Genomic DNA, 26,085 nt, shown 5'->3' with positions numbered 1-26,085 from the left:
TACTATGGATACACAAGAAAGAATAAAAGATAGAATACTCAGAAGAGCTGCCCAGACATGGGGGTATACAGACAGTGAACTGGAAACTTCTTTCGATCCTATTGTAGCTTTATTACTTGAAGCTTGTTCTTCAGAACTTGAAAAGATTTCATCAGAGCTGAACAACTCAAGATCAAGAATAATTGAAAGGCTTTTGGAAATAATGTCTCCCGAAAATAATTCAGGAATTATTCCCGCACGATCAATTATGCATCTCAAACCCGTAGAAAATAACTTTACCATATCACTGGAACATCAGTTTGTTTGCAAAAAAACAATACAAAATATATACGATCCACTTAGGCCAACCATTAAAGATATATTTTTTGGAACAACTTTACCCTTTACACTAACCGAGGTTTCTTTGGAATATATGGCTTTTGGAAATACTTTTTACTCATTAAAAAGAGTAATTCACAAAGACCAGTTATCAAAAAGCAATCAGTTTTTAAAACCAGGTACATTATGGTTAGGACTTAAGTGCCCTCAGGAAATTGAGAGTATAAATAAACTAATGTTTTTTACAGATATCAGAAACGTATCACAGAGAGACATATTTTATAATTATTTAAAACAAGCTAAATTTTTTATAAAAGACAAAGAAATATCATTTAAAGAAGGATATAATGTTGAAAATTATTCAATTGATATAGATGCTATAGTTAATAAAAACTATAACAAAATCAATCAGTTGTATACAGATGTTAATAACTTTTATGCTGATAAGTTTTTTCATTTTACAGAAGATATTCTTATTGATGAGAATAGTTTTAGCATACCGGAAGAATTATTTGAAGCATTTGGTTCAGATAATTCTAAAATAAATGAATTAACTGATGTGTTGTGGATTAAAGTACAATTTCCTGAAGTTGTTATCAATGATATACTGGAAAATGTCATGTTTTATATAAACTCTATTCCTGTTATAAACAAGCAGATTTTAAGTCAGACTCAGTCGATAGATTCTTTTATCAATTATATTCCTTTAACCACAGACGATATATTTCTTGATTTAGGTAGTATATCAGATTCCAGAGGATACCATTATCACATAAAAGAATTCTCAGAAGGAAATCTTGATATCGGAGATGCTACCCTGAGACACACAGGGGTTGTTAGATTTGATGAAAGAAATGCTTCAGAGCTAATACAATATCTCATTGAACTGCTTAAAGACGAAAGTGCGTCATTTACGGTAATTGGGGGAGATTTTATTAAAGGGACTATAAGGGAAATTAATCAACTAATTGCAACATTAGAACAGCATATAAAAGAGAGGAAATTTACAAAATCCAGTTTCCCATACGTTATAATAAGACCCAAAGCGGCTGCTACAAAAAGTGATAATGATATGTTCACAGTATCTTATTGGGTAACCAGTGGAGAAGATGCAAATGATTTAAAAGTAGGAACGCGATTAGATGGAGTTAATACCAGTGATTTTTCTCAAAATTCAATTATGCTAATAAATACTTCCGTAGGAGGAAAGTCTAGATTAAATACAAGAGAAAAAATTACTTCATATAGAGAAGCTTTACTAACCAGAGGAAGAGTAGTTACATTTGCTGATATTAAGACTTTTTGTCTCAATCATTTTAAATTTACAATTTCTGGAATTGAAATTAGAAAAGGAACCAAAATAGACTCTTCAACTAACAAAGGATTTGTTAGAACAATAGACATTATTTTAGAAAAAAATGTAAATGCCGAATATCAGGTTTCAGATTTTGAATGGCAGTATTTATGCGATAATTTATTGCATAAGTTGGATCATGTTTCATCGAATGTTTATCCTTATAGATTAATCGTAAAATGAAAAAAAATATCGTAGCAGCACTCATAATAATGCTTTTTCTAGTATTAGCGTGTAAAAGTAAATATTATAGGGAAGTTCCTTACAAATTAGTCTATAGTCAACAAGAAATTGATAATAAATTTCATATTAAAACCCGTACATTACCCATCCTGGATACTTTGGATGTAGATGAAGACACGTTGACAGACAGAGAAATATATCTTAAAGAAAAATATGCCATTGTATTAGGAATAAAGCCAAAAGAATTGAAAAACTATAAATTTTATGATTTTATAGATCAATGGATAGGTACTCCATATGCAAAAGTAGGGTTTACCGCAGACAGTTTGAATATAGCAGCATTTATAAGTGCTTTATATCAATATACATATAAAAGAAAATTGCCTACTACACCCTTAGGTATTTTCAAATCTAATGAAATCAGCCTTTTCACAGGTAGAAAATTTTTAAAAGAAGGAGATTTACTTTTTTTTAGATATGCTAAAGATATGCCAGTGGGTGATATTGGTATCTATCTACGAAATAACAGGATATTATATAGTACTAAAAAAAATGGGCTGATGATAGGTGATTTTAATGAGAATTACTATCAATTAAGATATGTAAGTGCAGGTAGGCTTATTATAGATCAAGAGACCGAACCTAAGTAATTATAGAATATGAAAATTACTGAAATAAATACAAAGTTAGAGCAGATTAAGAATCGAATTAACTCTTTAAATTATGATTTAAAGGCCGAGGTAATTATTTCAGAAATAATGAATAAAATTGACCATGAAGATCAAACTTTTTTAGTTGATCACAAAGGACAGTTTAAAAGGCCATTTAGAAAAGATGTGCTAGATGCAGAATTAGTAGATTTTAATTACGATTCAACACAGTTTGTCAAAATAAACTTATCAAGAGACGGAATTTACGATACCCTTCCGGAAGGATTTTTTCATGCTCCAAGAGAAGACCGGTTGAAAAAAACGGTCGACGAAATGACCAAAGAGTATAAAGTTCATAAAAAAGAAGAAGAATATGCACGAAAATTTTTTCTTCCTTTCGAAAATGAATTTTTCCTTAAAACAATAGAAAGAGAAAACCTGGAAAAAGATATCCTTTTAGAATTAAATGGATCTCGCCCGCTAGATTTTTTCTATGAATTTTGGGGAATTGATAAAGATTTACCGGAGATTTTAGTTTCCAAACTAATACGTATTTTGCCCTATACACATCAGATAGTTGGAAATTTAGAATTAACAGTACACTGTTTAAGTTATCTGTTAGAAGAACAGGTTCATATAGCAGAACAAACCTATAAAGAGCAATCAAGTTCTGAACAGGAAATAAGTCTGGGAGATTGTAGATTAGGATTAAATATGATTTCAGGAAGTGCGTATATGGATTATTCATTATATCTCGAATTCAAGATAGGCCCACTAAAAAAATCATCTTTTCTTGAATATATACATCAGGGAAAATTAAAAAAATTTGTTGAACTATTTTATGAATACTTCCTGCCTATGGAAGTAGATGTAAAGACAACTATACTACTGGATGCAGAAGCTGAAGCATTTAGTTTAAAAGAAATATCAATTTTAGGTATAACAACAAGAATATGAGATTCAAAACCTTTTTTAAAGATTTAATAGATCCATCAATTATTGTCGGAATAGTAATTATTTTTGCAGTTACAATTATTCTCACTGTTTTTTTTAGCTCTAAAGTAGAAGGATTTAAGCAAAAATATAAAGGAAAATTTATTACATACATAATAATTGTATTACTTGTAACAGCACTTACCATTTTTATTGGTTCTTCAGAAGTTTTCAATAATCAGATATTCAGTATATTCATTTTTTACCAGATAGTCTTTTTCATATTAGGTATTATACATAGCTATGTATATAGAAACTACTTTGAAAAATTTGAAAAAGAATCTCCATGGATTGAAATGTTTTTCAGTCTTATTGTAACCATTTATATTTTGATTCCTTTTCTCTTAGTATATACTATAGTTAAAGGCAATACCTATGTTTACAGCATGATGTTTTCTTCCTTGGTATTTATGATACCTACAGTGATTTATTTAACTTTTGAGGCATCCATAGCAATTCCTCCCAAAATTTACAAAACTTGGCTGTTTCCCGAAGAACACGCATATCCTGATCCACCGGATAGTGAATATAGAGATATGCTGGTAGTTACCTTTGTGTTTCATAAAGAACCCGATTCGGAAGTAAGAACAGAATTTAGGGCTAAAGCTCCTATTCGTATGGATTTCGGTAGATTATTTTATCACTTTGTAAATGATTACAATTTACGTAATCCGGATGCCCCTATTAATTTAATGGATAAAAATGGAGAAAAGCAACATTGGGTATTTTATTTGAAAAACAAAAGTTTCGGATTTGCTAAATTTATCAGACCAGATTATCCGCTGTACATGAACTCTATAGAAGAAAACAGTGTTATAATCTGTCGTAGGACACCCCCGTTACTAAATTCTGAAGATGAACTGGATTATGATATGAAAGATAATAAGATTGAAGAAAATCCTAATATAGATGAAAAACAAAAAAAAGATAATTTTTAATTTAAGATAATAAGACTTTACCATGTTAGAAAAATTAAATTATTTTCCGGTTAATTGGATAGATGGGATGAAAATTAATAAATCTCATTTTATTGCAATGCAGGATAACTTTGTAGATATGGCCAGAGATGCCATTGGTAGCCACGTAACTCCAATAAGTTATGGCTTGTTACCTGTACAGAATACAATGGAGTCTATAAAAATATCCTTGGTAATAGACAATCACAAATTACTAAGAGTTAAAATAGAAGAATGTCATGCGGTTACTCCTAACGGAGCTAGAATAGAAATAACCCCGATGAATAATTCCATAGATATGCAGATGCCATATCCTGAAGCTGTATATAATCTGGATGAAGCGCAAAATGTTGTTTTGCTTGCTAATATTGTTGTAAATCCTTTTGAGAAAGTTCCCTTTGGAGAATTGGATCCGGAAGAAAATCCTCCAAGATATCCATATTTGGTACCAACATATAAGTTACATTTAGTACAGGAAGGGCAGCTTTCACAACAATCTTCATATGCAGGCTATCAGCTCACTGTCGGTAAAATAATAATAAATAAAGAAGAAACCAGTTTACAGCCGGGTTATATTCCTCCCTGCACTACGACCAATAGCCATAAAGAACTTATTGATATGCACACGGGAATTGATAAGTTTATGGGACAGCTTGAACTGTATGCAGTACAAATTGCGCAGAAAATTAACCGTAAGCATCAAACTAACGAATTAGCGGTTATGGTACTTAAATTATCCGATTTAATAATTACCTATCTAGGAAACGAAATTAATTCATTACGATGGTTTGGTTTATACACCAGTCCAGCCTTTATGTTTGACAAAATTGTTCGTTTAGGAAGGATTATGAAAAATTTTGTAGATGCCAAATCCGGAGCAGGTAAAGAAGAATTATTAAATTATTTGGCAGAATGGTGCGGTTTATCACAAGGAGACTTTGAAGTATTGTTTACAGATTTAGTAAACGTTGGGTATAATCATTCGCAAATTGATAAAACGATGAGTCAGGTGAGTATTTTCATGAGAACAATTGACCAACTGTTCTCTGCATTAAATAAACTTGACTTTATCGGAAGAAGAAATGATACCGGAATATTTGTAAAAGAGAGAATGGAAAACGATCCGATAGAAAAAACTAAAAGAAGCAGATTTTTTGATGATTAAAAAATAACATTATGGAAGTATTAAATAAAAAAGAAAGATTAATTTCATTTCTACTCTTTATTTCACTGTTTTTAATAACTGTAGTTATCATTGTAGTATCAGTATTTTTTAATTTTCATTTGCCTTGGAGGGAAAACGAAGAACTAAAAAAAGAAAATGCCTCTATGATTAACGAATTTAGATTTCAGTCCAAATTTGAAGAGCAGATGGAATTACTAAAAAAATATATTGATTCCATTGATATGCCTAATCAGGATACATATTACTATCAGCAGAAATCAGTCGATATGGTTATCAAAATGGAACAAAATATACCCAGTCAGGATAGTGTGAGAAGAGGGCTCTTGTATAAGAATTTTTTGCTTACCAGCCGCTCCCTTATTGATTCTAAAAAGACTATTAAAACCTATGGCAAAAGTAAAGCGGAAATTGATACTCTACTTGCTAAAGTTGAGGCATATAGAAAGCAAATTGAAATTATGAAAAGGGATTTGGATATATGCAGAATGCTAAATAGAAAAGATTAAATTTAACTTTTTTTTAACATTTTAAATGAGATAAGATAAAAGAAAAGGTTTATATTTGTATTATAAGTTTTAGTTAATTAGTTAAATTTTAAATTATAATATTAATCATTAAAATCATTTTATTATGTCATTTAAAGCTAAATTAGAAGTAGCAGGAAAAAAGTACAATGTACTAAATGTTAATTATTCCTTAGCTCAGGAAACAGATCCAACCGGGCGTCCATCTTCTCAGACTAGAGGAGGTAGAATTGAAGTAACAGTAGAATCAACCGGTGAGACTGATATTTTTGAATGGATGACCAACAGTTTCGAAAGAAAAGACGGAAAAGTAATCTTTGTAAAAAGAGATTCCGATGCAACTCTTAAAGAACTTAACTTTTCAGATGGTTATGTAGTAAAATACAGAGAAAATTTCGATGCAATTGGTTCTAACCCCCTAACAGAAACTTTCACCATTTCAGCTAAAGCTATCAAAATGGGAACAGGAGAACACGTTAACGAGTGGGTATAATAACCAAAATTCGTGGTTTTCAATTAAAAGAAAAAGCTCTATAGAGCAAAAAAGGGAGTTTTATATTACTCCCTTTTTTATTACAGATTATATGAAAATTCTTATTATTAATTAAAAAAAAACAAACATGTCATCTTTTTTAGCCAAATTAGAGATGGACGGAGAAGTCCACAATGTTTTACACTGCAAATATAGTTTTAATCAAGGTGTAGATAGTACAGGGAAGCCTCAGGCTACAATTCGTGGTGGACAGGTTCATTTGAAAATTGAAAGTTCAGGAAAGTCAACTTTTATAGATTGGATGTTATCTTCCGAAAAAACAAAGGATGCAACAATTATCTTTTATAGAAGAGATGCAATGAGTCGTTTACAGGAAGTTAAATTTGAAAAAGGATACTGTATAGAGTTTACTGAAGAATTTGATTCCATAAACGATGAGCCTATGTCTATAAGTATGTTAATCGTTGCTAAAAATTTAACAGTAACCAATGTTTCCTATGAAAATACATGGAAAATCTAAATTTTCTATCGTAGGTTATTTTCTTACTAAAATATTCTAATAAAAAAGTTCGGAAATTTCCGAACTTTTTTATTAGAATATTTTGATATAAAAGTTTAAGATTATTGAGATACAGTTTCTTCAGACAAAGCCACAGTTAATTGAGGAATAATTTGTTTTTTTCGGGAAACTACTCCTTTTAAAAAACCTTCATTTTCAGTTAAATGTATATTAAAAGCACGTTCAGCACTTAAATAAGAATCCCCTAATGCAATAATCCTAGAATCACTATCAAGCACATTTGTCGCTACAAATAAAAACAAATTATAATGATTTGAGGATATCTCTTCGTTTATAGCATTTATTATTTCTTCCTTTCTAGAGAAAATATCATTGAAATCTACAGTATTGACTTGAGCTACACGAATTTTTTTATCATTTACTTCAAAAGATTTTGCATCAAGTGAAATTAATTCAACAGCACTTTTACCAGATAAATTAGTTCCGGCTTTAAGAAGTTCCATACCGTAATCGTTTAAGTCGACACCAGCAATGGCAGCTAGTTCCTGAGCAGCTTTAATATCTTCATCTGTACAGGTAGGAGATTTGAAAAGCAAAGTGTCTGAAATAATACCTGAAAGCATCAATCCAGCTATATGTGGAGGAATTTCAATACCATGCTCTTTATATAGCTTTAAAATAATTGTTTGAGTACAGCCTACAGGTTCTGCTCTATAATAAAGAGGGTTTATAGTCTGGAAATTAGCTATTCTATGATGGTCAATTACAGCAAGAACTGTCAATTCCGAAATATCGGAAACAGCTTGTTGAAATTCATTATGATCTACAAGCATTACTTCTTTAGTCTCGTCCGAGGCACGACTTATAACTCTGGGAGCTTCAGTTTTAAAATAATTTAAGGCATATTGGGTTTCTTCATTAGGTTTACCCAAAGCCACAGCTTCGGTATTTTTTCCAAGTTTATTTTGTAAATATGATAAGGATATAGCCGAAGTAATTGAGTCTGTATCAGGATTCAAATGTCCTATAATTAGTATTTTACTCATGAGGGTTATTATTAAAAATTTATTTAACATAAGATAAAACAGATAACTATTTTATAATGAGGTTGCAAATATACGCTATTTACGATTTTTTTACAAAAGAAAAGAAAGTGCATTACTGAAACACTTATTTTTTAATTAATTAAAACTTTTCTATTTTTGCAATACATTATAAAGAACGAATATGTTTCAAAATTTACAGGATAAATTAGATAAGGCTTTACATAATATTAGCGGTAGAGGAAAAATAACTGAAATTAACGTTGCCGAAACGGTAAAAGAAATTCGGAGAGCTTTGGTTGATGCCGATGTTAGCTATAAAGTGGCAAAAGATCTTACCAAAAGAATCCAGGATAAGGCTATGGGAGAGAATGTGCTTACTTCATTAACTCCAGGTCAGTTGATGGTGAAGATTGTACATGACGAGCTGGCTGAATTGATGGGAGGAGAAAACGTAGGAATAAATCTCTCGGCAAATCCTTCAATAGTTTTGATAGCAGGTTTACAAGGATCTGGTAAAACTACATTCTCGGGGAAACTAGCTAACTATCTCAAGACAAAGAAACAGAAGAAAGTTCTTTTAGTAGCTTGTGATGTGTATCGTCCGGCTGCAATAGACCAGTTAAAAGTTTTAGGAAATCAAGTCGGAGTAGAAGTATTTTCTGAAATTGAAAACAAAAATCCTGTTGATATATCTTTACATGCAATAGATTATGCAAAGCAAAATAAGTTTTCTGCAATTATTATTGACACCGCTGGACGTTTAGCCATAGATGAAACTATGATGAATGAAATTAGAAACGTTCATCAGGCAGTTCAGCCTCAGGAGACACTTTTTGTAGTAGACTCTATGACAGGTCAGGATGCTGTTAATACAGCCAAGGCTTTTAATGAGGTTTTAGATTATGATGGAGTAGTATTGACCAAACTGGATGGAGATACCCGCGGTGGGGCTGCCCTAACTATTCGTACAGTTGTCGATAAGCCTATTAAATTTATATCTACCGGAGAAAAGATGGAAGCTTTAGATCTTTTCTATCCTGAACGTATGGCAGACCGTATATTAGGAATGGGAGACGTTGTTTCACTGGTAGAGAGAGCTCAGGAGCAGTTTGATGAAGAAGAAGCCAGAAAATTGCAGAAAAAGATTGCAAAAAATCAGTTTGGGTTTGATGATTTCTTAAGCCAAATCAAGCAGATTAAGAAAATGGGAAATATGAAAGATTTAATGGGAATGATTCCAGGGGTTGGTAAAGCAATGAAGGATGTAAATATAGACGATGACGCTTTTAAACATATTGAAGCACTTATATATTCAATGACTCCGGATGAAAGAAGAAATCCGGCAATTATTACAACATCAAGAAAAAATCGTATAGCTAAAGGTAGCGGACGTACCGTTCAAGATATAAATCAATTACTTAAACAGTTCGAGCAGATGAGCAAAATGATGAAAATGATGCAGTCGCCCCAAGGTAGAATGATGATGCAGGCAATGGCTAAACAAATGGGTAACGGAGGTAAACCATTTTAATTTAAAATATCAGAAAGCATTACTACATAAAAAAACACGGAAACCTCCGTGTTTTTTATTTACCTATATACAATAGCAATTCACCATCAGTGTAGGTGATAGTTACTGAATTTTTGTTAGCTTTATTTCTTGTACCAATTCTTTCAGAAAATGTTAATGATTCATTAGACAAAGGATATTCTAAGCCTTCAGTACAAATATTTGTTGCCGTGAAAAAAGGAATGAGAGATATTGTTTTTCCTTTAACACCACAAAGATTTACTCTTTTTTCAGAAAAGAAAAAATATGAAAAATCATCATAAAAAGTAATTTTCAATTTCTTTTTAAAGAATAGAGCAGTTGCCAAATTGCCAATAAAATGGTCACTTTCTCTACCAGTTGCACCGTAAACATCAACTTCTTTAATTCCACGCTTAATAAGAAGTTCTAAAGCCTTGTGGAAATCAGTTTTATTTTGATCAGGAGTTGGTATCACAGTTATAAGAGAAGGTACTTTCTTACGTTTAATACTATCTAAATCTCCCGAAATGAAATCAACTGTTAAATTGAATTTTTTCACATAACGGGTATAAGCACCATCGGTGCAACATATTAAAGAATAAGAGGATAAATCTTCGGGTATAGATTTAGGCTTTTTTCCGTTGATAAAAAGTAATGCTTTATTCATTGGGAGTCCATGGAGTTTCTTTATGTCCCGCCAGATGACCGAAATAACGGGCTAGGACAAATAAATAATCAGATAATCTGTTTAAATAAATATAGCACAAAGGGCGGAGCTCTTCCTGTTCATTTAGAGAAATAACAGATCGTTCAGACCTTCTGCAAATGGTTCGTGCAATATGCGATACTGAAGTAGCCTGACATCCGGTTGGAAGTATAAATTGCGTTAATGCAGGAAGTTCAGATTCCATCGCATCAATCCATTCCTCAAGAAAACTAATTTGCTTTTCACTAATTAAGCAGGCTAATCTGGGCTTTCCATTAGCCAAAATCATTTTTTTACTGGGAGTAGCCAATTCTGCTCCTAAATCAAATAAAGAATTTTGTATTACTTGCAACTGATCATCAAGTTCTTTTTGTTTAGTATAGCTTCTAATAAAACCTAAGTATGAGTTAAGCTCATCTACATCTCCATAGGCCTGAATTCGTATATCATTTTTCGGAACACGAGTACCACCATAAAGAGAAGTAATTCCTTTATCTCCGGTTTTTGTATATATTTTCATATAGTACTTAAATTATTTAAGCAAGTAAATTACAAAAAAAAGTGACTGGATACAGTCACTTTTTTCGTTTATTTTCCTAAAAAGTTACATCCTTTCATAAGTAGCTAAATAATCGGTTTTTGTTAAACCAGCATCAGGAAATAGTTTTTGATAGTTTTTTAAAACTGATGGACTAGTATCATTTATAAATAATTGATTACCATTAATTTTAAAAGTGATTATACTGTCATCTTCATCAATATCACCAGCATAAACAATTGAAAGTATGTTACCTTGAACTGTATAAGTAAAGTTTTCAACACTGTTTTCTCTTAGATCTTCCCCAACACCAGTACCATTAGAGTAAAATGTAATATATGTGTAACCAATATCAGGATCCATCTGATTGTTAATCAATTGCTTAGTTTCGTTACTTAGGTTATTTCCTTCAATGATAGCTTCACTTTTAAGAGCTTTCCAACTTCCAACTAAAGAATTTTGATTTGGAGTTATATCTTTATCGTCACTTGAACAATTAATAAATAATAAAGGCAATAACATTAATAATAGTTTTTTCATCATTTTAAATTTAAATTTATTTAGGCAAAAATAATAAAAAATGTTTAAAATTTAATATAAATAAATTTAAGGGGAATTTTTATTAATAATAAATGATAAAAATAGCTATTTGGATATTACTTTAAAGTATGCTATCTATAAATTCTTTGGCCCTGATTTCAGCCCACGAGAACTTAGAGTTATGCAATGGAAATCCCACATGTCCTCCATATTTAGGTTTTTCAAAGTAAATATTTGGATTTGAAATTTCATATCTATCCAAGTAATTCTCTTCGGTTAAAAAAGGATCATTTTCTGCATTAACAATTAAAGTAGGGGTTTTAATGTTGTTTAATACGAATAAAGGAGAAACTTTTAAATAATATTCTTCTTTATTTGCAAACCCATATATCGGAGCTGTAAAAAAAGAATCTAAATCGTCAAATGATTTAATAGATTTAGCCTGTTTAATATTGAAAATATCAGGATACTGACTATGTTTAAAAATTAATTTCTTTTTAAAATCAACCATAAAATTATGAAGATAAAAAAAATTGGAAGTTTTTTTAAATGCTTTTACATTTTGTAAAACGTTGAGAGGAGTAGAAAATGTAATACAAGATTTTACTTCTTGAGGAACATTAATTTTACCAGCATAATTTAAAGTTACAATCCCTCCCATAGAATAACCAATAAGATGAATTTTTTTAAATCCCGAATATATGGCTTGATTAACTACACACTTCAGATCATCAATCAGCCCCATGTGATACAACTTTGGAAGCCGATTTATTTCGCCTCCGCAGCTTCTTTGGTTCCAGGCTAAAACAGAATAACCAAATTTGTGAAAATAATCGGCACAACTATTTATATAAGTTCTTCTTGAATGACCTTCAAGACCATGAGAAATAATTACTATGCTATCCGTACTATCGTTTATCCACCAGTCAAGGAGTAAAAAATCTCCGTCAGGAAGTTCCAGCTTTTCTCTTGAATAAGGAGGAACCGGGTATTTTTTTATAGCACCGGGAATAATAGTGGATAAATGAGCATTTTTAAATATAAAGTTATTGGGAGGTTGATAACCCGATTTTTCTATAAAATGCATAGCGAATAAAATTAATTATTAAATTTAATAATTAATAAATAAATCTGCTAAAAAACTCTAAAAAATATTAGCAGAATTAAAGAGCATCTTTATAAGCTTTCAATGCTCTATCTCTAGCAAAAGAATGTTCAACCATAGGTTGAAGGTAAGAATCTTTATCAGAAAATTCAGGGATCCATTTTTTGATATACTGGTAATCCTTATCAAATTTTTCCATTTGAATTGTAGGATTGAAAACTCTGAAATATGGAACCGAATCACAACCTGAACCACTGGCCCATTGCCAGTTACCATTATTGCTGGCAAGTTCAAAATCCAATAATTTTGAAGCAAAATAAGCTTCACCCCATCTCCAGTCAATTAACAGATGCTTGCATAAAAAACTAGCGGTAATCATTCGTACTCTATTGTGCATAGTACCACTTTCATTGAGCTCCCGCATTCCCGCATCAACTATAGGATATCCTGTTTTCCCTTCTTTCCATCGGTCGAAATCATCCTCATTATATCTCCATTTAATATTGTCATATTTAGATTTAAAACTATGCTTTACAACTTTTGGGAAATGATAAAGTATGGAGATAAAAAATTCTCTCCATATAAGTTCATCTATAAGGCTTGTATCAAGTTTTTTGAATTTTAGAAAAATTTCACGGATTGAAACTGTGCCAAAACGCAGGTAAATACCTAGGTGAGTAGTGGCTGACATAGATGGATAATCTCTGTTTTTTTTATAATTAGTAATTATCGATGAAGATAAATTAAGTTCCGGAGGATTGATAGAGCTCAACTTAAATCCTAACTTATCGATATTTAATTGCTGAGTGTTATGATTAATACAGTTTTTTAACAAAGATTCACTGGAATATGTTTCAATTTTTTTTTCGGAAACTGTAGATTTCCATTGTTTTGAATAAGGAGTATAAATCGTATAAGGAGAACCATCTTTTTTAAAAACTTCATTTGGATTACAAATAACATGATCCTGAAATTTTTTAAATGAAATTTTTTTACTCTTTAAAAATTTTTCAATTTCTTTATCACGTTCAAGACCGTACGGTTCATAATCTTCGTTGCAATAGACAGATTCTATGGAATATGAATCACATAATTTTTTAAAACAATCTATAGGGCTGCCAGATAATAATGCTATAGAAGTGTTACATTTTTCAAGTTTTTTATTAAGAACAGTAAGTTGTTTATAAATAAAAGTGACCCTTGCATCATATTTGTCTGGTAATTGGTCTAAAATTTTAGAATCAAAAATAAAAATCGGAAGAGTTTTTCCTTTTTTTAAAGCTTCATACAAACCCAGATTATCCTCAAGCCGTAAATCCCTGCGAAACCAAAAAATATTAACTGTTTCCATTTTTATTAATTTGAGAAAAAAATTCACCTATTATAATTCCGGCAGACATAGCAACATTTAAACTTTCCGTTTTTTGAATATTCCCAAAACGTGGAATAGTAATAACATTTGTACATAATTGTTTTACCTGGTCCGAAATTCCGTTTCCTTCATTTCCCATTACCAACACAGCATCAGAAGCAAAAGAAGTCTCATAAAGATTATCTCCGTTCATATCTGTAGCATAAATTCTTAAATCCTCGTTTGAGGTAATAAAATTGACTAAATCCATATACACAATATTTACTCTTGTCAGAGATCCCATAGATGCTTGCACAACTTTCGGATTAAAAATATCTACAGTACCGGGACTGCAAACTATCTGTTCAATTCCAAACCAGTCAGCTAAGCGTATGATAGTTCCCATATTTCCAGGATCCTGAACTTCATCTAAAGCTAATTGCATGCCAACAATTTTATTTAAATTAAATATTGGTATTTCAAATAAAGCCAAAGCGTTGTGTGGAGTAGTTAAAAAACTTATTTTTTTAAGTTCATCTTGTGAAATTAACTCGTACTGAGACTCATTGAGAAATGAAATAGGTTCAGTGCTGTAAATATTTTTTAAAATAAAATCACTAAAGACAAATTCTTTAATGTTTTTTATACCTTCAACAACAAATAAGTTATATTTTTGCCTATACTTTTTTTTACTAAGTGATTGAATAAGTTTAATTTTGTTGGTAGACAGCATATGATAAAATTGAAACGCAATATAACATTAAAGATACTGATTTCCGCTCAAATCTTATTAATTTTTTCATGTAAAACAAATAAGGTTCCTGAGAAACAATACCTGTTTATAGGTAATAAATACAATTACTTAGATAAAAAAGGGATGCCCTATTTAGATGCGTATGGAATGCCTTTTTATGATGAGAAAGGAAAACCGGTGGTAAATGAATATAAATCTCCATTTTCCGATGAACTAGATAGTTACGTAAAGCAAAAGCCCAATAAAACTATACTTTTTTTTGTTCCTTTAGCCTTATGGATGTATGACCGTTCTGATCCGAAATTTGATTCGGTCTATTACGACTATTATAAAGTTAAACAAAAAGAAAGAAATCAGGCATTGCTGGATTCTCTCTATATTAAATACAATCTTAAAAGCTATGTGGGGCAGAATCGATGGTTTGACAGGTTTTTCTATAATAACGGAGAACCGCCTGTAATAGCTGATACTGCAATAGCAGCTTCTTCTGCTAAAAATCTTCAACAATATTTTAAAAACCGAGGCTGGAGAAAATCTTCAGTAAAAGACACCTTGTTAGCATCTGGTAAAAAAGCCAAAGTACGTTACGATATAAAATTGGGGCGACCTATGATTATGGATACCATAATTTATGACGTAGCCCAGGAACTTCAGGATAATTTATATAACGGTTACCTGCAAAGACAGACAAAAATAAAAGTTAAGAAAAATTCAGTTGAAAGAACAAAAGAAGAACTGATAAATGCATTTTTCAGTAGAGGATCTTCAATAAAAAAAGGAGACAGACTCGATGCCTATGTTATTGAAAAAGAAATTTCGCGTATTGAAAATAGATTTCAAAATATGGGATATTTTCGATTCAACGATTTAAAGGATGAAGTTATTTACTACGTTGATACTGCGAAAAATATATATAATGTTCCGGTTCGGATGTCCATAAAAAAAAGTGCTATTGCTACAGATGTAAAAAAAGACAGCGCACAACTAAAATTTAAAAAATATAAATATAATCAGTTAAGAGTAACTCTGCAGAATTTAAATAAAGAAATGCAGTATCATATTGATTCTACCTATTACGTTACTGACCGAAAGATAGTCAAATGGGAAGATGGAAAAAAACGCAAAGGAATTATAAAGGATACAATAGCTTTCATAGTTAATGAAACAGGTGGAAGATACAAAAATCGCGTATTGGGAGATATGTTGGCTATTGAAAAAGGACAATATTATCGATTAAACTCCGAAATAGAAACCCGGAGAAATATTTATAAAGTTAACAACTTTAATATCCTGGGATTTAAAACAGCACCTGAATCCGGATCTGATTCAACTTTGGTGACAAATATTATTCTTACACCTATGGATAAATATTCATACGAAATCGGGTTTGAGGCATTTGGCTCCAGAGTGGTGAATTTCGGGATAACACCTAACGTAACTTTTACTGCAAAAAATCTTTTCAAAGGAGCAGAGAATTTAAGTGTCACACTAGGTGGTTCTGTAGGAAACATAGAATCTAAAAAAAATAATAGTAGTTTATTTAACGCTTCAGAAGTTTCAGCTCAGGCAAGTTTGTCATTTCCCAAATTGCTGGTTCCTTTTAACGGTAAAAAAATCATACCTAAAAGGTGGGGACCCTCCTCAGCAATTACCCTGGGATATAATGCACAATATAATATAGGGCTGGATAGAAGGAATTATAATGCAGGATTATCGTATAATTTTACTCCTACACGTACCACCGTTCATCAGGTAACATTATGGGGGTTGCAGTACACACAGTTTCTAAATCCGGGAAATTACTATAATATTTATACCGAAGATTGGAATACTATGAAAGAACTTTATTTCAAAGTATATCCTGAACTTGAAAGTGCTTTAAACGACAAGAAAATAACAGAAAAGCAGCTTCAGGAACAAGTTATTAACGACCGGGCCTTTAGAGATGAACTTATGCATGTTTCGCCTGAAAGTATGGATTCCTATGGATTATTGGAATCAAGAAGGTATAGATTTACACAAAATGTATTAATATCTTCTTTTAAATATAATTTTACTTACGATCAAAGATTAAGTTTTTTTCCTCCCAAAAACCCATTTTACATTAAAACCCAGATTGAATTAGCAGGAAATGCCTTATCTATATTTAATAAATCTTTAAAAGATTTTACCACATCAAATGATAAAGTGGTAAAAGAAATATTTGGTGTTCCCTACTCTCAATTTGTGAAAATTGATTTGGATATCAGGAAATATTGGAATTTATCATTGAAAAAATCATTCAATGTACGTTTTTTTACAGGTATAGGTATACCATACGGAAATTCTTTCGATATGCCTTTCGACAGAAGTTATTCTGTGGGAGGACCAAGTGATGTTAGGGCTTTTAAAGCGTTTGGATTTGGTCCGGGAACTTCTAAGTTTGGAAGTAAAGACGGATATGAATTAGTTGCGTTGGAAAACTTTAAACTACTTACTTCACTTGAATATCGTTTTCCGCTTCCAAGTAAAGGCTTTGAAGGAGCTTTATTCGTTGACGCTGGAAATGTATGGGGAATCCGAAAAAATTCCCTGAATAAATTTGAATTTGACAGTTTTTATAAAGAATTAGGTATCGGAGGGGGATGGGGAGTTCGTTGGAACATAAGTAATTTTATCATACGATTTGATTTTGCTTATAAATTTCACGATCCGCGAAGAGACGAAGGAGACCGCTGGTATTTCAAGCATATAAATGTATTAAAACCACAGATTAACTTTGCCATTGATTATCCTTTTTAAACCTTTTATTTAACTTTTCAGATTTAAATAAAAGACAAATTATGACTTTCTATAAAAATATACGATTAAGCAATTGGTTCGGATATGTTGTAGCATTAACCGTTTCTGTTTTTATCGTTATATTTTCAAACAGAAAAGTCAAGGAATTAAAAAGAGAAGAATCTGTTAAAATAGCGAATTATGCCAAAACCTTAGAGCTTTTAAATACAGAAAGCGGTATCCCATCTAATACACAGGTTTTCTTAGTACAGTTTATAGAGCAAAATACTACTATTCCGGTAATTTTAGTAGATGAAAAAGGAACCTATCTTGACTCAAAAAATGTTAAGAAAGAAGTTATAACTAATCCGGTAAGATTAAAAGACGAATTGGACAATATGCAGGAATTGTATAAACCGATTCCCATAGTGTTACCATTTGGAAAGCAATATGTTTATTACAAAAACTCATTATTACTTACACAGTTAGAATATTACCCGATTATATTAATAATTTTAATAGTATTATTTGTGTGGTTTACCTACTGGTATTTCAAAACCCTGAAAAAAACAGAACAAAGTCTTTTATGGGCCGGAATGGCTAAAGAAACAGCTCATCAGATAGGAACACCATTATCCTCAATTATAGGCTGGTTGGAAATATTAAAACTAGAAGATATAGATCAGCATCCCATTCAAAATATAGAAAGAGATGTCAATCGTCTACAAAATATTACAGATAGATTTTCAAAAATAGGATCAACACCATCATTAGAAGAAGCAGATATTATAGAAGTTTCCTATCAGGCCTTCCTATATTTAAAAAACAGAGTATCCAAGCACATCACTTTCAAATTTATATCTCCTGAACATCCTATATTTCTACAGCTCAATATATCCCTTTATAGTTGGGTTATAGAAAATTTAATAAAAAATGCTGTAGATGCTATGAAAAAAGAAGGGAATATTGTAATGGAAATACAGGAAAGCAAAAAACATGTCTATATTGATCTATCTGATGACGGTGCAGGAATACCTTTAAAAAATATTAAAACAATATTTAAACCAGGATTTACTACGAAAAAGCGTGGTTGGGGATTAGGTTTGTCTCTGGCAAGAAGAATTATAGCTGACTATCATTTTGGTAAAATATTTGTTTTAAAGACAGAGCTAAATAAAGGTACAACCTTTCGAATTATACTTAAAAAATAAATTTTGTAAAATTTAACAGATAGTACAATCTAAAACTTAGGTAATTTATTTATTTTTGACCCTATGATATTACGTGGTGAACATTTAATTAAGACTTACGGAAGCAAGAGAGTAGTAAAAGACGTATCTTTAAAAGTAGAGCAAGGAGAAATTGTCGGACTTTTAGGGCCTAATGGTGCAGGAAAAACAACAACTTTTTATATGATTGTAGGCCTGATAAAACCTACACAAGGACAGGTATTTATTGATAAAATAAACATTACACACGATGCAATGTATAAAAGAGCGCAGAAAGGAATAGGATATCTGGCTCAGGAAGCATCAATTTTTAGGAAACTTTCCGTAGAAGATAATATTTTAGGAGTGTTGGAAATGACAAAGCTTTCAAAAAAAGAAAGAAGGTTAAAAACAGATTCTTTAATAGAAGAATTTGGATTGGAACACGTAAGAAAAAATAGAGGAGATTTATTATCCGGAGGAGAAAGACGTCGTTGTGAAATAGCAAGATGTCTGGCAACCGACCCAAATTTTATATTGCTTGATGAGCCTTTTGCTGGAGTAGACCCTATAGCGGTAGAAGATATTCAGAAAGTAGTCCGATCGTTAGTCAATAAAAACATAGGTATTCTTATTACAGACCACAATGTACAGCAAACCTTAGCAATTACTAACAGAACCTATATTATGTTTGAAGGTAATATACTAAAAGAAGGATATCCTGAAGATTTAGCAAACGATCCAATGGTCCGTCAGGTATACCTTGGAGAGAATTTCAGGTTTGAAAAAATTTAAATCCTAAATAATAACCATGAAATATTTTATAACAATACTATCAATATTTTTCTCTATAAGTCTTGTGGCTCAGAAAATACCTGAGATATCAAAGACTGAATTTTCGAAAGAAGCATTGTCTGAACAAGTATTAGATGTAAATGATAATAAAATAACCTTAAATACAATACTTGAAAACTACAAAGGGAAAATTATAGTTATAAAATTTTGGGCAGGGTGGTGTAAAGACTGTCTGGTAGATATGCCTTTTTCAGATCAACTAAAAGAAAATAATCCTGAGGTGAGTTTTATATATCTGTCTTTAGATCGGAATAAAGAATTCTGGTTAAAAAGTATTGTCAAATACGGATTAGATAAAAAAGGGAATAATTACTGGTTTTATACAGGTTGGAAAAATACTTTTACAGAATATATAGAATTAAATTGGATACCCAGATATATGATTATAGCTCCTGATGGAAAAATAGCTAAATATTATTCAGTAACAGCTAAAGATCCTGAGATTCAGGAAATAATAGAAAATCTTAGAAACGAAACCCAAAAATAATTATTTTTTTTCTTCCATTTCGTCCAAAATGAGTTGATTGGCTTCTTGTAACTGAAAATACCAATCTTCACCAAATTTTCGGATTAATGGTTCTTTTAAAAACTCAAAAACTTTAACTTTTAATTCTTTTCCTAAAGTACAGGCATCTGAACATATATGCCATTCATCGTAATTCAAAGCAATATATTTTCTAAGTTTTTGAAGGCGGATAGGATATAAGTGGCAGGATATAGGTTTTTTATAGGAAACTTTACCTTCCTCATATGCCTTTTCAATTGCGCATTTAGCTATACCTGCATCATCAAATATTACGTAAGCACATTCTTTACCTTCAATTAAAGGAGTAACATAATCACCGTCAATATCAGTAACATATTTTCCCTGCAGCTCAATAGAACGTTTACCCTCATCTCTCAAATAAGGAGCTACCTGATCGTATATTTCTTCAAGTACAGGCAGTTCATCCTCATCAAGCGGAGCTCCTGAATCTCCTTCCACACAACAGATTCCTTTACATTTGTTTAAATTACATACAAATTGCTTTTGAAAAACATCCAGAGAAATGATAGTATCGTCTATTTGAATCATAAATTTTAAATAACACTGCAAAAGTAAGCTTATATTTTTATTCTTAAAAAGTTTGTTAAAATATAATATGAAAAATATCACTTTTGGCTAAATGTTTGTATAATGCCTAAACACTCAGTTATACCATACACATAAAAAACAGTAAAAAAATAAAAGGAATAAAATAAAAATATGAAAAAAAGAATTGTCCTTGTAGGAGGAGGTTTTGCTGGAATTAATATAATGACCCAGCTGGCCAATGATGATAACTATGAAATTATTCTGGTAGATAAGAACAACTATAATTTTTTCCCACCTCTCATATATCAGGTTAGCTCAAGCATATTAGATCCGGCCGCTATCAGTTATCCCTTCAGAAGATTTATCAGACATAAAAAAAATGTACATTTTCATTTAGGAGAACTAGTGGAAGTAAAGCCTCAGGAAAAAAAAGTAGTACTTTCCAATGGCGAAATAGATTATGATATATTAATATTTGCAACCGGAACCCAAAGTAATTATTTCGGAATGTCTAACATTGAAAAATATGCCATTCCGATGAAGACTCTCAACGATGCTCTTTTATTAAGGAATACACTTTTATTACGTATGGAGGAAGCATCTCTGGTTCAGGATCCGGTGGAACAGGAAAAATTATTATCCATAGTAATTACTGGAGGAGGACCGGCAGGAGTAGAAATTGCCGGGGTACTTTGTGAAATAGTAAATTATATTTCTCCGGTTGATTACAGAAATTTAAAATGTAAGGTAAATATATATCTGGTGGAGGGAGCTTCAACTCTTTTAGGAGCAATGAGTGAAAAATCTCATGAAGAATCTTACAAAGCATTAAAAAAATTGGGGGTAAAAGTATTATTGAATACGAGAGTTAAAGACTGTGATGAAGGAGCTATTTATTTTGATGGAGGTGAGAAAATAGAGACCAGAACTATAATATGGACAGCGGGAGTAACGTCAAGAATTTTTAAAGGATTGTCAGAAGACATTTTTGGTAAAGGGAGAAGAATGCAGGTTGACGAATTTAACGAAGTAAAAGGATATAAAGATATATATGCATTAGGAGATACTTGTATAATGACTACAGATTCAGAATTTCCTGAAGGTCATCCACAATTGGCGCAGGTAGCCATACAACAAGGGAAAAACCTGGCAAAAAATTTAAAAAGAAAAATTAAAAATCAAAAGCTAAGTCCATTTCACTATACTGATAGAGGTTCAATGGCTGTAATTGGTAGAAATAAAGCGGTTGCAGATTTGATACATCCAACTATGTTTCTTAAAGGCTTCATAGCCTGGGCAATATGGTCATCTATTCACCTTATATCTTTAGTTTCCGTAGGAAATAAATTGAATACATTTTATAGATGGATGACCATTTATTTTTCTAGAAACACATCATTAGGCATAGCCTACAAAATAGGAGATAAAAAGTAAATTTCAACTTATAAAAAAAACAGACCAATTTAATTTAATTGGTCTGTTTTTATTTTGTCTGTTTATTATGATGAGTGTCTTTATCAGCGGAAGAAGAAATTTGCGTAGCATCCATACTTACAGTTCCATGATAATTGGCTCCATTTTCAACCTGAAAACTTTTAACGTGCATATTTCCGATAATGCTTCCGGTTTCTTTAAGAGTTAGATTATCAGCAAAAACGTCTCCCTCTATTTTTCCGTAAATAATTAATTCTTTGGTTTTCACATCGCCTTTAACGTAACCCTTTTTACCTAAAATAACACCACCGGCGCTGGTTATTCCACCTAAAGCCTGCCCGTCGATTTTTATAAAAGCCTTGCAATTGATGGTTCCTTCAATTTTACAATCTTCCGCAATGACTGTAGTTATATTCTCAGAACCTAGACTCGGAGAGTCATTTTTTTTCTTATTAAACATATAGTAGTTGGTTAATTATTCTGTTATTTGTAAGTATTTTTTAGGATTTTCTTTTTCCTTATTATATAATATTTCATAATGTACGTGTGGACCTGTAGAGCGTCCGGTATTACCTAGTTTACCAATAATATCGCCTGCTTTTACTTTTTGCCCCAGCTTAACATTGATAGCTGACAAATGTCCGTAAAGAGTTTCATAACCATGAGAATGTTTAACCATGATACAATTGCCATATCCGCCTTTAACACTTGCATAAGTAACTGTTCCGTTAGCAGTAACCCGAATAGGATCACCAATTTTTCCAGCTAAATCCAGTCCGGGATGAAATTCTGACCCCTTGCCTGACATAGGATTTCCTCTAACACCAAAGTCGGAAGTTAATCTGCCTATATGAGGAAGGCCTACAGGTATAGATTGAATTTTATTCAATAAATCCTGAACTCTGTCTTTTCTTGATTCAATCAAATCGGGATTAAGATCTTCAATAGGATAATACTCACCTCCGACATTGTCAGTTCCTTCGGAAGTTCTGGAAGATGATAAAGTCTTTACTTCTCTTTCTTTTAAATATTTTTCAATTTTATCTAATGATTTTTCAGCTTCATCTAAATTATTCAGCATTTGGTTTAATTTTTTATTATCCAGTTTATTTTCCAAATCTGCAATTTTTCCATGAAGTTCTCTCTTCTGATAGTATCCGTATGCAATAAAGGTGGATAATCCGGTTAATAAAATACATACAGTAATTGATGAATAAAGAAGAACTTTTTTATACAAAGACATATTTTCAATATGTCTTTGATTAATACTGTATACTTTAGTTTCGTTAGAGTGCTTATCTGTTACTATTACCGTAGAATATTTTGTTTTACTCATGTTTTAAATGATTTTATTTTTTGATCATAAGGGTAACAAAGATACTCATTGCAAAATAATTGAATTAGATGAACCTGATTATTTAACAATATTTTAGCAGAACATTAAGAAATAAATTAAAGTTTAAATTGTTTAAAATCAGATTTTTATATATGTTAGAATAATAATTTATAAACATCTTCAACTTTTGAAACCAGCTCAATACGTATAGAATGGTTTTTAACATCAACCTTATTATATTTGGAAATAAAAATAACATCGTATCCCAGCTTTTCTGCTTCCGTAATTCTTTGTTCTATACGATTTACAGCTCTGATTTCACCGCTTAAACCTACTTCTCCAGCAAACAAACAATTATCAGGTAAAGAGATATCTTCATTAGAAGATAAAATAGCACAAATAACCCCTAGATCAATTGCCGGATCATCTACTCTGATCCCCCCCGTAATATTCAAAAATACATCTTTAGAACCTAAATGAAAACCAGCTCTTTTTTCCAAAACGGCAAGAAGCATATTAAGTCTCTTAACATCAAAACCAGTGGTAACTCTTTGGGGCGTACCATATACAGCAGTAGATACCAGTGCTTGTATCTCTATTAGCATTGGGCGTTGTCCCTCAAGTGTTGCAGCAATAGCATTTCCGGATAAATTTTCTTCTTTCTTTGAAATAAGAATCTCAGAAGGGTTTTTAACTTGGCGTAATCCCGATTGGAACATTTCATAAATTCCCAGCTCTGATGTGGAACCGTATCTGTTTTTATTAGCTCGTAGAAGACGGAATAGATAATTTCGGTCACCTTCAAATTGGAGAACTACATCCACCATGTGTTCTAATATTTTAGGTCCGGCAATAGTTCCGTCTTTAGTAATATGGCCTACAAAAAATATAGGGGTAGAGGTATCTTTAGCATATTTAATTAATTCCGATGCAGATTCCCTAATTTGAGAAATACTTCCCGGCGAAGATTCAATATAAGAAGAATGTATGGTTTGAATAGAATCAATAACAAGTAATTCAGGTTGAATTTCCTGAGCTTTATTTATAATTTTTTGAGTAGATGTTTCAGTTAATATATAGCAATCAGGGTTAGATATAGATAATCTATCAGCACGCATTTTAATTTGGTTAGAACTTTCTTCACCCGAAACATATAAAACCTTCTTGGGGATTTGAAGAGAAATCTGTAATAACAAGGTAGATTTTCCTATTCCAGGTTCTCCACCGATAAGAATAACACTACCTGGGACTATTCCTCCCCCAAGCAAATTATCCAGCTCAGTATCCTGTGAAAGAATTCTGTTTTCGTCTTGTGATTCAATTTCATGAATTTTTAAAACTCGCGATTTTGAGTCATTTTTAGAAAAAGTCAGATTATTTTTAGATTCTTTTTCTATAACTTCTTCAACAATAGTATTCCATTCACCGCAAGCTTTACATTGTCCCATCCATTGAGAATATTGCGCACCACAATTCTGACAAAAAAAGGTGGTTTTGGTTTTAGCCATAATATATATTGTATTTAAATAGATAATTTATATACAAAAGTAGTCTATTTTTTTAGTAAGATAATTTTAACAAAGAAAGATAATAATCACTTAAATTATTTTATTAGTTTTGTATAAATTCAAAAAATAATATGAGAAAAATAGTAGTAACACTAGGGATTGCAGTATTCACCATAATAGGTATGCAATCTTGTAAAGAAGGATCTAAAGAAACAAAAACAACTACCGAAGCTAAAGAGGAAGTTCAGGCTAGTGAAGATGCCGCTAATTATCAAATTAATACTGTAAATAGTAATATTAAATGGTTAGGACAATCTATAGCAACGAAACATCATGGAATAATAAACTTTAAAAGCGGAGAACTAACAGTTAAAGATGGTAAACTGGAAGCAGGAAGTTTTATTGCAGATATGAACACCATCAAATCTGAAGATGAAGCGGACGAAAGCATTGCTAAAAAATTAGATGAGCATTTAAAAGCAGAAGAAATATTTGATGTCGCTAAATATCCGGACTCTAAATTTACTATTACCTCAGTAAAACCTCTAGAAGGTGATTACAATACAGAGCTTGAAGGTAACTTGGAAATTAAAGGAACTTCTAAAAATGTAAAAGTAAAAGCTAACGTAACTATTGAAGGTAATAATATTATTGTAAAAACAGAGAAATTTACAATTAATAGACAAGATTTTAATATTACGTACAGTAATGGAAATCCACAGGATAAGTTGATCAAAGATTTGTTTGATATGGAAGTAGAGCTTCACGGAACCAAATAATAAAAAAAACAATAACCAATATTTACACCCTGATATGTTATATCAGGGTATTTTTATATAATTAGGTATATATATAAAGAGTATTTAAAAAATGCGATGAGAATACTAGAGTAAGATTTGGCAGTATATATAATGTATATAATAATAAAAAAGTTTTTAAAGAAATAACTTATACTAAGGATAGAAAGTAGAAACAAGAGCTGTCAAGTAAAGAAACAAAGACCAAAGAAAATAGTAGAGCAGGACATCCCAATTAAAAGGGGGGGGAGAATTAAGTATATCATAGAATAGATGATTAAAAATAGAGGAGGAGGATAAAGAAATAAAATCGTGTTAACATTGGGAAATAGAAGAAGTGAGAGAATTGGAAAAAAAAAGGTTA

The 26,085-nt window shown here is 31.3% G+C and carries 26 protein-coding genes; 15 read left to right on the top strand and 11 right to left on the bottom strand.

The genetic code is table 11. From position 1 onward, the window contains the following. Positions 1-4: 4 nt before the first annotated feature. The 8 genes from EQ921_RS13755 (at position 5) to tssD (EQ921_RS13720) (ending at position 7,177) form a co-directional block, all read left to right on the top strand. On the top strand, positions 5-1,855 hold the full coding sequence (locus EQ921_RS13755) for a type VI secretion system baseplate subunit TssF (protein WP_128332069.1): 1,851 nt from the start codon (positions 5-7) through the stop codon (positions 1,853-1,855). Beyond that, positions 1,852-2,505 (top strand): C40 family peptidase, encoded by a 654-nt coding sequence (locus tag EQ921_RS13750; protein ID WP_128151539.1) that lies wholly within the window; start codon positions 1,852-1,854, stop codon positions 2,503-2,505. The genes EQ921_RS13755 and EQ921_RS13750 overlap by 4 nt, the downstream gene beginning before the upstream one ends. Before the next feature lie 9 nt (positions 2,506-2,514). Further along, positions 2,515-3,462 carry a type VI secretion system baseplate subunit TssG gene (locus EQ921_RS13745; protein WP_128332068.1) on the top strand — a complete coding sequence of 316 codons (948 nt, stop codon included), beginning with the start codon at positions 2,515-2,517 and terminating at the stop codon, positions 3,460-3,462. Further along, complete coding sequence (locus EQ921_RS13740; protein WP_128332067.1) at positions 3,459-4,436, top strand: TssN family type VI secretion system protein; 978 nt, start codon at positions 3,459-3,461, stop codon at positions 4,434-4,436. Before EQ921_RS13745 ends, EQ921_RS13740 begins: the two co-directional genes overlap by 4 nt. A 22-nt stretch (positions 4,437-4,458) precedes the next feature. After that, the gene (locus tag EQ921_RS13735) at positions 4,459-5,619 is read left to right on the top strand and encodes a hypothetical protein (RefSeq protein ID WP_128151545.1); all 1,161 of its coding nucleotides are present in this window, start codon (positions 4,459-4,461) and stop codon (positions 5,617-5,619) included. Positions 5,620-5,630: 11 nt separating this feature from the next. Then, the gene (tssO, locus tag EQ921_RS13730; protein WP_128151547.1) at positions 5,631-6,146 is read left to right on the top strand and encodes a type VI secretion system TssO; all 516 of its coding nucleotides are present in this window, start codon (positions 5,631-5,633) and stop codon (positions 6,144-6,146) included. A gap of 124 nt (positions 6,147-6,270) precedes the next feature. Further along, positions 6,271-6,657 carry a type VI secretion system tube protein TssD gene (gene tssD / locus EQ921_RS13725; RefSeq protein ID WP_128151549.1) on the top strand — a complete coding sequence of 129 codons (387 nt, stop codon included), beginning with the start codon at positions 6,271-6,273 and terminating at the stop codon, positions 6,655-6,657. Between the two features lie 127 nt (positions 6,658-6,784). Then, positions 6,785-7,177, top strand: coding sequence for a type VI secretion system tube protein TssD (tssD, locus tag EQ921_RS13720; RefSeq protein WP_128151551.1), 393 nt, complete (start codon positions 6,785-6,787; stop codon positions 7,175-7,177). 101 nt (positions 7,178-7,278) lie between these two features. Here tssD (EQ921_RS13720) and EQ921_RS13715 read toward each other — a convergent pair whose 3' ends face one another. Next, positions 7,279-8,223: a manganese-dependent inorganic pyrophosphatase gene (locus EQ921_RS13715; protein WP_128332066.1), complete on the bottom strand. Its 945-nt coding sequence runs from the start codon at positions 8,221-8,223 to the stop codon at positions 7,279-7,281. Positions 8,224-8,404: 181 nt separating this feature from the next. Here EQ921_RS13715 and ffh point away from each other — a divergent pair, with 181 nt between their 5' ends. Continuing rightward, positions 8,405-9,754 (top strand): signal recognition particle protein, encoded by a 1,350-nt coding sequence (ffh, locus tag EQ921_RS13710; protein WP_128332065.1) that lies wholly within the window; start codon positions 8,405-8,407, stop codon positions 9,752-9,754. Between the two features lie 55 nt (positions 9,755-9,809). Here ffh and EQ921_RS13705 read toward each other — a convergent pair whose 3' ends face one another. The 6 genes from EQ921_RS13705 to EQ921_RS13680 form a co-directional block, all read right to left on the bottom strand. Continuing rightward, the gene (locus EQ921_RS13705; RefSeq protein ID WP_128151557.1) at positions 9,810-10,421 is read right to left on the bottom strand and encodes a thiamine diphosphokinase; all 612 of its coding nucleotides are present in this window, start codon (positions 10,419-10,421) and stop codon (positions 9,810-9,812) included. Beyond that, on the bottom strand, positions 10,414-10,980 hold the full coding sequence (locus EQ921_RS13700) for a cob(I)yrinic acid a,c-diamide adenosyltransferase (RefSeq protein WP_128332064.1): 567 nt from the start codon (positions 10,978-10,980) through the stop codon (positions 10,414-10,416). Before EQ921_RS13700 ends, EQ921_RS13705 begins: the two co-directional genes overlap by 8 nt. 84 nt (positions 10,981-11,064) lie before the next feature. Beyond that, positions 11,065-11,538 carry a lipocalin family protein gene (locus EQ921_RS13695; protein WP_164875649.1) on the bottom strand — a complete coding sequence of 158 codons (474 nt, stop codon included), beginning with the start codon at positions 11,536-11,538 and terminating at the stop codon, positions 11,065-11,067. Between the two features lie 121 nt (positions 11,539-11,659). Next, positions 11,660-12,625 (bottom strand): YheT family hydrolase, encoded by a 966-nt coding sequence (locus tag EQ921_RS13690; RefSeq protein ID WP_128332062.1) that lies wholly within the window; start codon positions 12,623-12,625, stop codon positions 11,660-11,662. 76 nt (positions 12,626-12,701) lie between these two features. Next, positions 12,702-13,994: a deoxyribodipyrimidine photo-lyase gene (locus EQ921_RS13685; protein ID WP_128332061.1), complete on the bottom strand. Its 1,293-nt coding sequence runs from the start codon at positions 13,992-13,994 to the stop codon at positions 12,702-12,704. Continuing rightward, positions 13,981-14,727 carry an RNA methyltransferase gene (locus EQ921_RS13680; RefSeq protein WP_128332060.1) on the bottom strand — a complete coding sequence of 249 codons (747 nt, stop codon included), beginning with the start codon at positions 14,725-14,727 and terminating at the stop codon, positions 13,981-13,983. The genes EQ921_RS13685 and EQ921_RS13680 overlap by 14 nt, the downstream gene beginning before the upstream one ends. Before the next feature lie 9 nt (positions 14,728-14,736). Here EQ921_RS13680 and EQ921_RS13675 point away from each other — a divergent pair, with 9 nt between their 5' ends. The 4 genes from EQ921_RS13675 (at position 14,737) to EQ921_RS13660 (ending at position 20,058) form a co-directional block, all read left to right on the top strand. Then, entirely contained in the window at positions 14,737-17,529 is a 2,793-nt protein-coding gene (locus tag EQ921_RS13675) for a BamA/TamA family outer membrane protein (RefSeq protein WP_164875648.1), read from the top strand. A 41-nt stretch (positions 17,530-17,570) separates the two neighbouring features. After that, positions 17,571-18,719, top strand: coding sequence for a PAS domain-containing sensor histidine kinase (locus EQ921_RS13670; RefSeq protein ID WP_128151572.1), 1,149 nt, complete (start codon positions 17,571-17,573; stop codon positions 18,717-18,719). Between the two features lie 63 nt (positions 18,720-18,782). Next, positions 18,783-19,511: an LPS export ABC transporter ATP-binding protein gene (lptB, locus tag EQ921_RS13665; protein WP_128151574.1), complete on the top strand. Its 729-nt coding sequence runs from the start codon at positions 18,783-18,785 to the stop codon at positions 19,509-19,511. Positions 19,512-19,527: 16 nt separating this feature from the next. Then, positions 19,528-20,058 carry a thioredoxin-like domain-containing protein gene (locus EQ921_RS13660; protein WP_128332058.1) on the top strand — a complete coding sequence of 177 codons (531 nt, stop codon included), beginning with the start codon at positions 19,528-19,530 and terminating at the stop codon, positions 20,056-20,058. On the opposite strand, the gene EQ921_RS13655 is transcribed toward EQ921_RS13660, so the two are convergent. Next, the gene (locus EQ921_RS13655; protein ID WP_128332057.1) at positions 20,059-20,646 is read right to left on the bottom strand and encodes a DUF3109 family protein; all 588 of its coding nucleotides are present in this window, start codon (positions 20,644-20,646) and stop codon (positions 20,059-20,061) included. 171 nt (positions 20,647-20,817) lie between these two features. Here EQ921_RS13655 and EQ921_RS13650 point away from each other — a divergent pair, with 171 nt between their 5' ends. Next, a complete protein-coding gene (locus EQ921_RS13650; RefSeq protein ID WP_128332056.1) occupies positions 20,818-22,080 on the top strand; it encodes an NAD(P)/FAD-dependent oxidoreductase in 1,263 nt (420 codons plus the stop codon). Between the two features lie 49 nt (positions 22,081-22,129). Here the strand turns inward: EQ921_RS13650 and EQ921_RS13645 are convergent, their stop codons facing one another. The 3 genes from EQ921_RS13645 to radA all read right to left on the bottom strand — a co-directional run bounded on the left by EQ921_RS13645 (position 22,130) and on the right by radA (position 24,924). Next, positions 22,130-22,540 carry a polymer-forming cytoskeletal protein gene (locus tag EQ921_RS13645; RefSeq protein WP_128332055.1) on the bottom strand — a complete coding sequence of 137 codons (411 nt, stop codon included), beginning with the start codon at positions 22,538-22,540 and terminating at the stop codon, positions 22,130-22,132. 15 nt (positions 22,541-22,555) lie between these two features. Further along, positions 22,556-23,416, bottom strand: a complete 861-nt coding sequence (locus tag EQ921_RS13640; protein WP_128151584.1) for a M23 family metallopeptidase — start codon at positions 23,414-23,416, stop codon at positions 22,556-22,558. 155 nt (positions 23,417-23,571) lie between these two features. Then, a complete protein-coding gene (gene radA / locus EQ921_RS13635) occupies positions 23,572-24,924 on the bottom strand; it encodes a DNA repair protein RadA (RefSeq protein WP_128332054.1) in 1,353 nt (450 codons plus the stop codon). A 131-nt stretch (positions 24,925-25,055) separates the two neighbouring features. Here radA and EQ921_RS13630 point away from each other — a divergent pair, with 131 nt between their 5' ends. Continuing rightward, complete coding sequence (locus EQ921_RS13630) at positions 25,056-25,703, top strand: YceI family protein (protein ID WP_128332053.1); 648 nt, start codon at positions 25,056-25,058, stop codon at positions 25,701-25,703. Positions 25,704-26,085: the final 382 nt, after the last annotated feature.

Source organism: Apibacter sp. HY039, from assembly GCF_004023655.1.
Lineage (GTDB): Bacteria > Bacteroidota > Bacteroidia > Flavobacteriales > Weeksellaceae > Apibacter > Apibacter raozihei.
Note: the sequence above shows the minus strand (reverse complement) of the source record. Positions and strands in the feature narration are given on the sequence as shown.

Coding starts and splice junctions, on each gene's coding strand:
- EQ921_RS13655 (WP_128332057.1), bottom strand. CDS start 20,646: ATGATTCAAATAGACGATACTATCATTTCTCTGGATGTTTTTCAAAAG.
- EQ921_RS13750 (WP_128151539.1), top strand. CDS start 1,852: ATGAAAAAAAATATCGTAGCAGCACTCATAATAATGCTTTTTCTAGTA.
- radA (WP_128332054.1), bottom strand. CDS start 24,924: ATGGCTAAAACCAAAACCACCTTTTTTTGTCAGAATTGTGGTGCGCAA.
- EQ921_RS13640 (WP_128151584.1), bottom strand. CDS start 23,416: ATGAGTAAAACAAAATATTCTACGGTAATAGTAACAGATAAGCACTCT.
- EQ921_RS13650 (WP_128332056.1), top strand. CDS start 20,818: ATGAAAAAAAGAATTGTCCTTGTAGGAGGAGGTTTTGCTGGAATTAAT.
- EQ921_RS13740 (WP_128332067.1), top strand. CDS start 3,459: ATGAGATTCAAAACCTTTTTTAAAGATTTAATAGATCCATCAATTATT.
- EQ921_RS13630 (WP_128332053.1), top strand. CDS start 25,056: ATGAGAAAAATAGTAGTAACACTAGGGATTGCAGTATTCACCATAATA.
- EQ921_RS13680 (WP_128332060.1), bottom strand. CDS start 14,727: ATGCTGTCTACCAACAAAATTAAACTTATTCAATCACTTAGTAAAAAA.
- tssD (WP_128151551.1), top strand. CDS start 6,785: ATGTCATCTTTTTTAGCCAAATTAGAGATGGACGGAGAAGTCCACAAT.
- EQ921_RS13755 (WP_128332069.1), top strand. CDS start 5: ATGGATACACAAGAAAGAATAAAAGATAGAATACTCAGAAGAGCTGCC.
- EQ921_RS13690 (WP_128332062.1), bottom strand. CDS start 12,625: ATGCATTTTATAGAAAAATCGGGTTATCAACCTCCCAATAACTTTATA.
- EQ921_RS13685 (WP_128332061.1), bottom strand. CDS start 13,994: ATGGAAACAGTTAATATTTTTTGGTTTCGCAGGGATTTACGGCTTGAG.
- tssO (WP_128151547.1), top strand. CDS start 5,631: ATGGAAGTATTAAATAAAAAAGAAAGATTAATTTCATTTCTACTCTTT.
- lptB (WP_128151574.1), top strand. CDS start 18,783: ATGATATTACGTGGTGAACATTTAATTAAGACTTACGGAAGCAAGAGA.
- EQ921_RS13700 (WP_128332064.1), bottom strand. CDS start 10,980: ATGAAAATATATACAAAAACCGGAGATAAAGGAATTACTTCTCTTTAT.
- EQ921_RS13660 (WP_128332058.1), top strand. CDS start 19,528: ATGAAATATTTTATAACAATACTATCAATATTTTTCTCTATAAGTCTT.
- ffh (WP_128332065.1), top strand. CDS start 8,405: ATGTTTCAAAATTTACAGGATAAATTAGATAAGGCTTTACATAATATT.
- EQ921_RS13715 (WP_128332066.1), bottom strand. CDS start 8,223: ATGAGTAAAATACTAATTATAGGACATTTGAATCCTGATACAGACTCA.
- EQ921_RS13670 (WP_128151572.1), top strand. CDS start 17,571: ATGACTTTCTATAAAAATATACGATTAAGCAATTGGTTCGGATATGTT.
- tssD (WP_128151549.1), top strand. CDS start 6,271: ATGTCATTTAAAGCTAAATTAGAAGTAGCAGGAAAAAAGTACAATGTA.
- EQ921_RS13745 (WP_128332068.1), top strand. CDS start 2,515: ATGAAAATTACTGAAATAAATACAAAGTTAGAGCAGATTAAGAATCGA.
- EQ921_RS13645 (WP_128332055.1), bottom strand. CDS start 22,540: ATGTTTAATAAGAAAAAAAATGACTCTCCGAGTCTAGGTTCTGAGAAT.
- EQ921_RS13735 (WP_128151545.1), top strand. CDS start 4,459: ATGTTAGAAAAATTAAATTATTTTCCGGTTAATTGGATAGATGGGATG.
- EQ921_RS13695 (WP_164875649.1), bottom strand. CDS start 11,538: ATGAAAAAACTATTATTAATGTTATTGCCTTTATTATTTATTAATTGT.
- EQ921_RS13705 (WP_128151557.1), bottom strand. CDS start 10,421: ATGAATAAAGCATTACTTTTTATCAACGGAAAAAAGCCTAAATCTATA.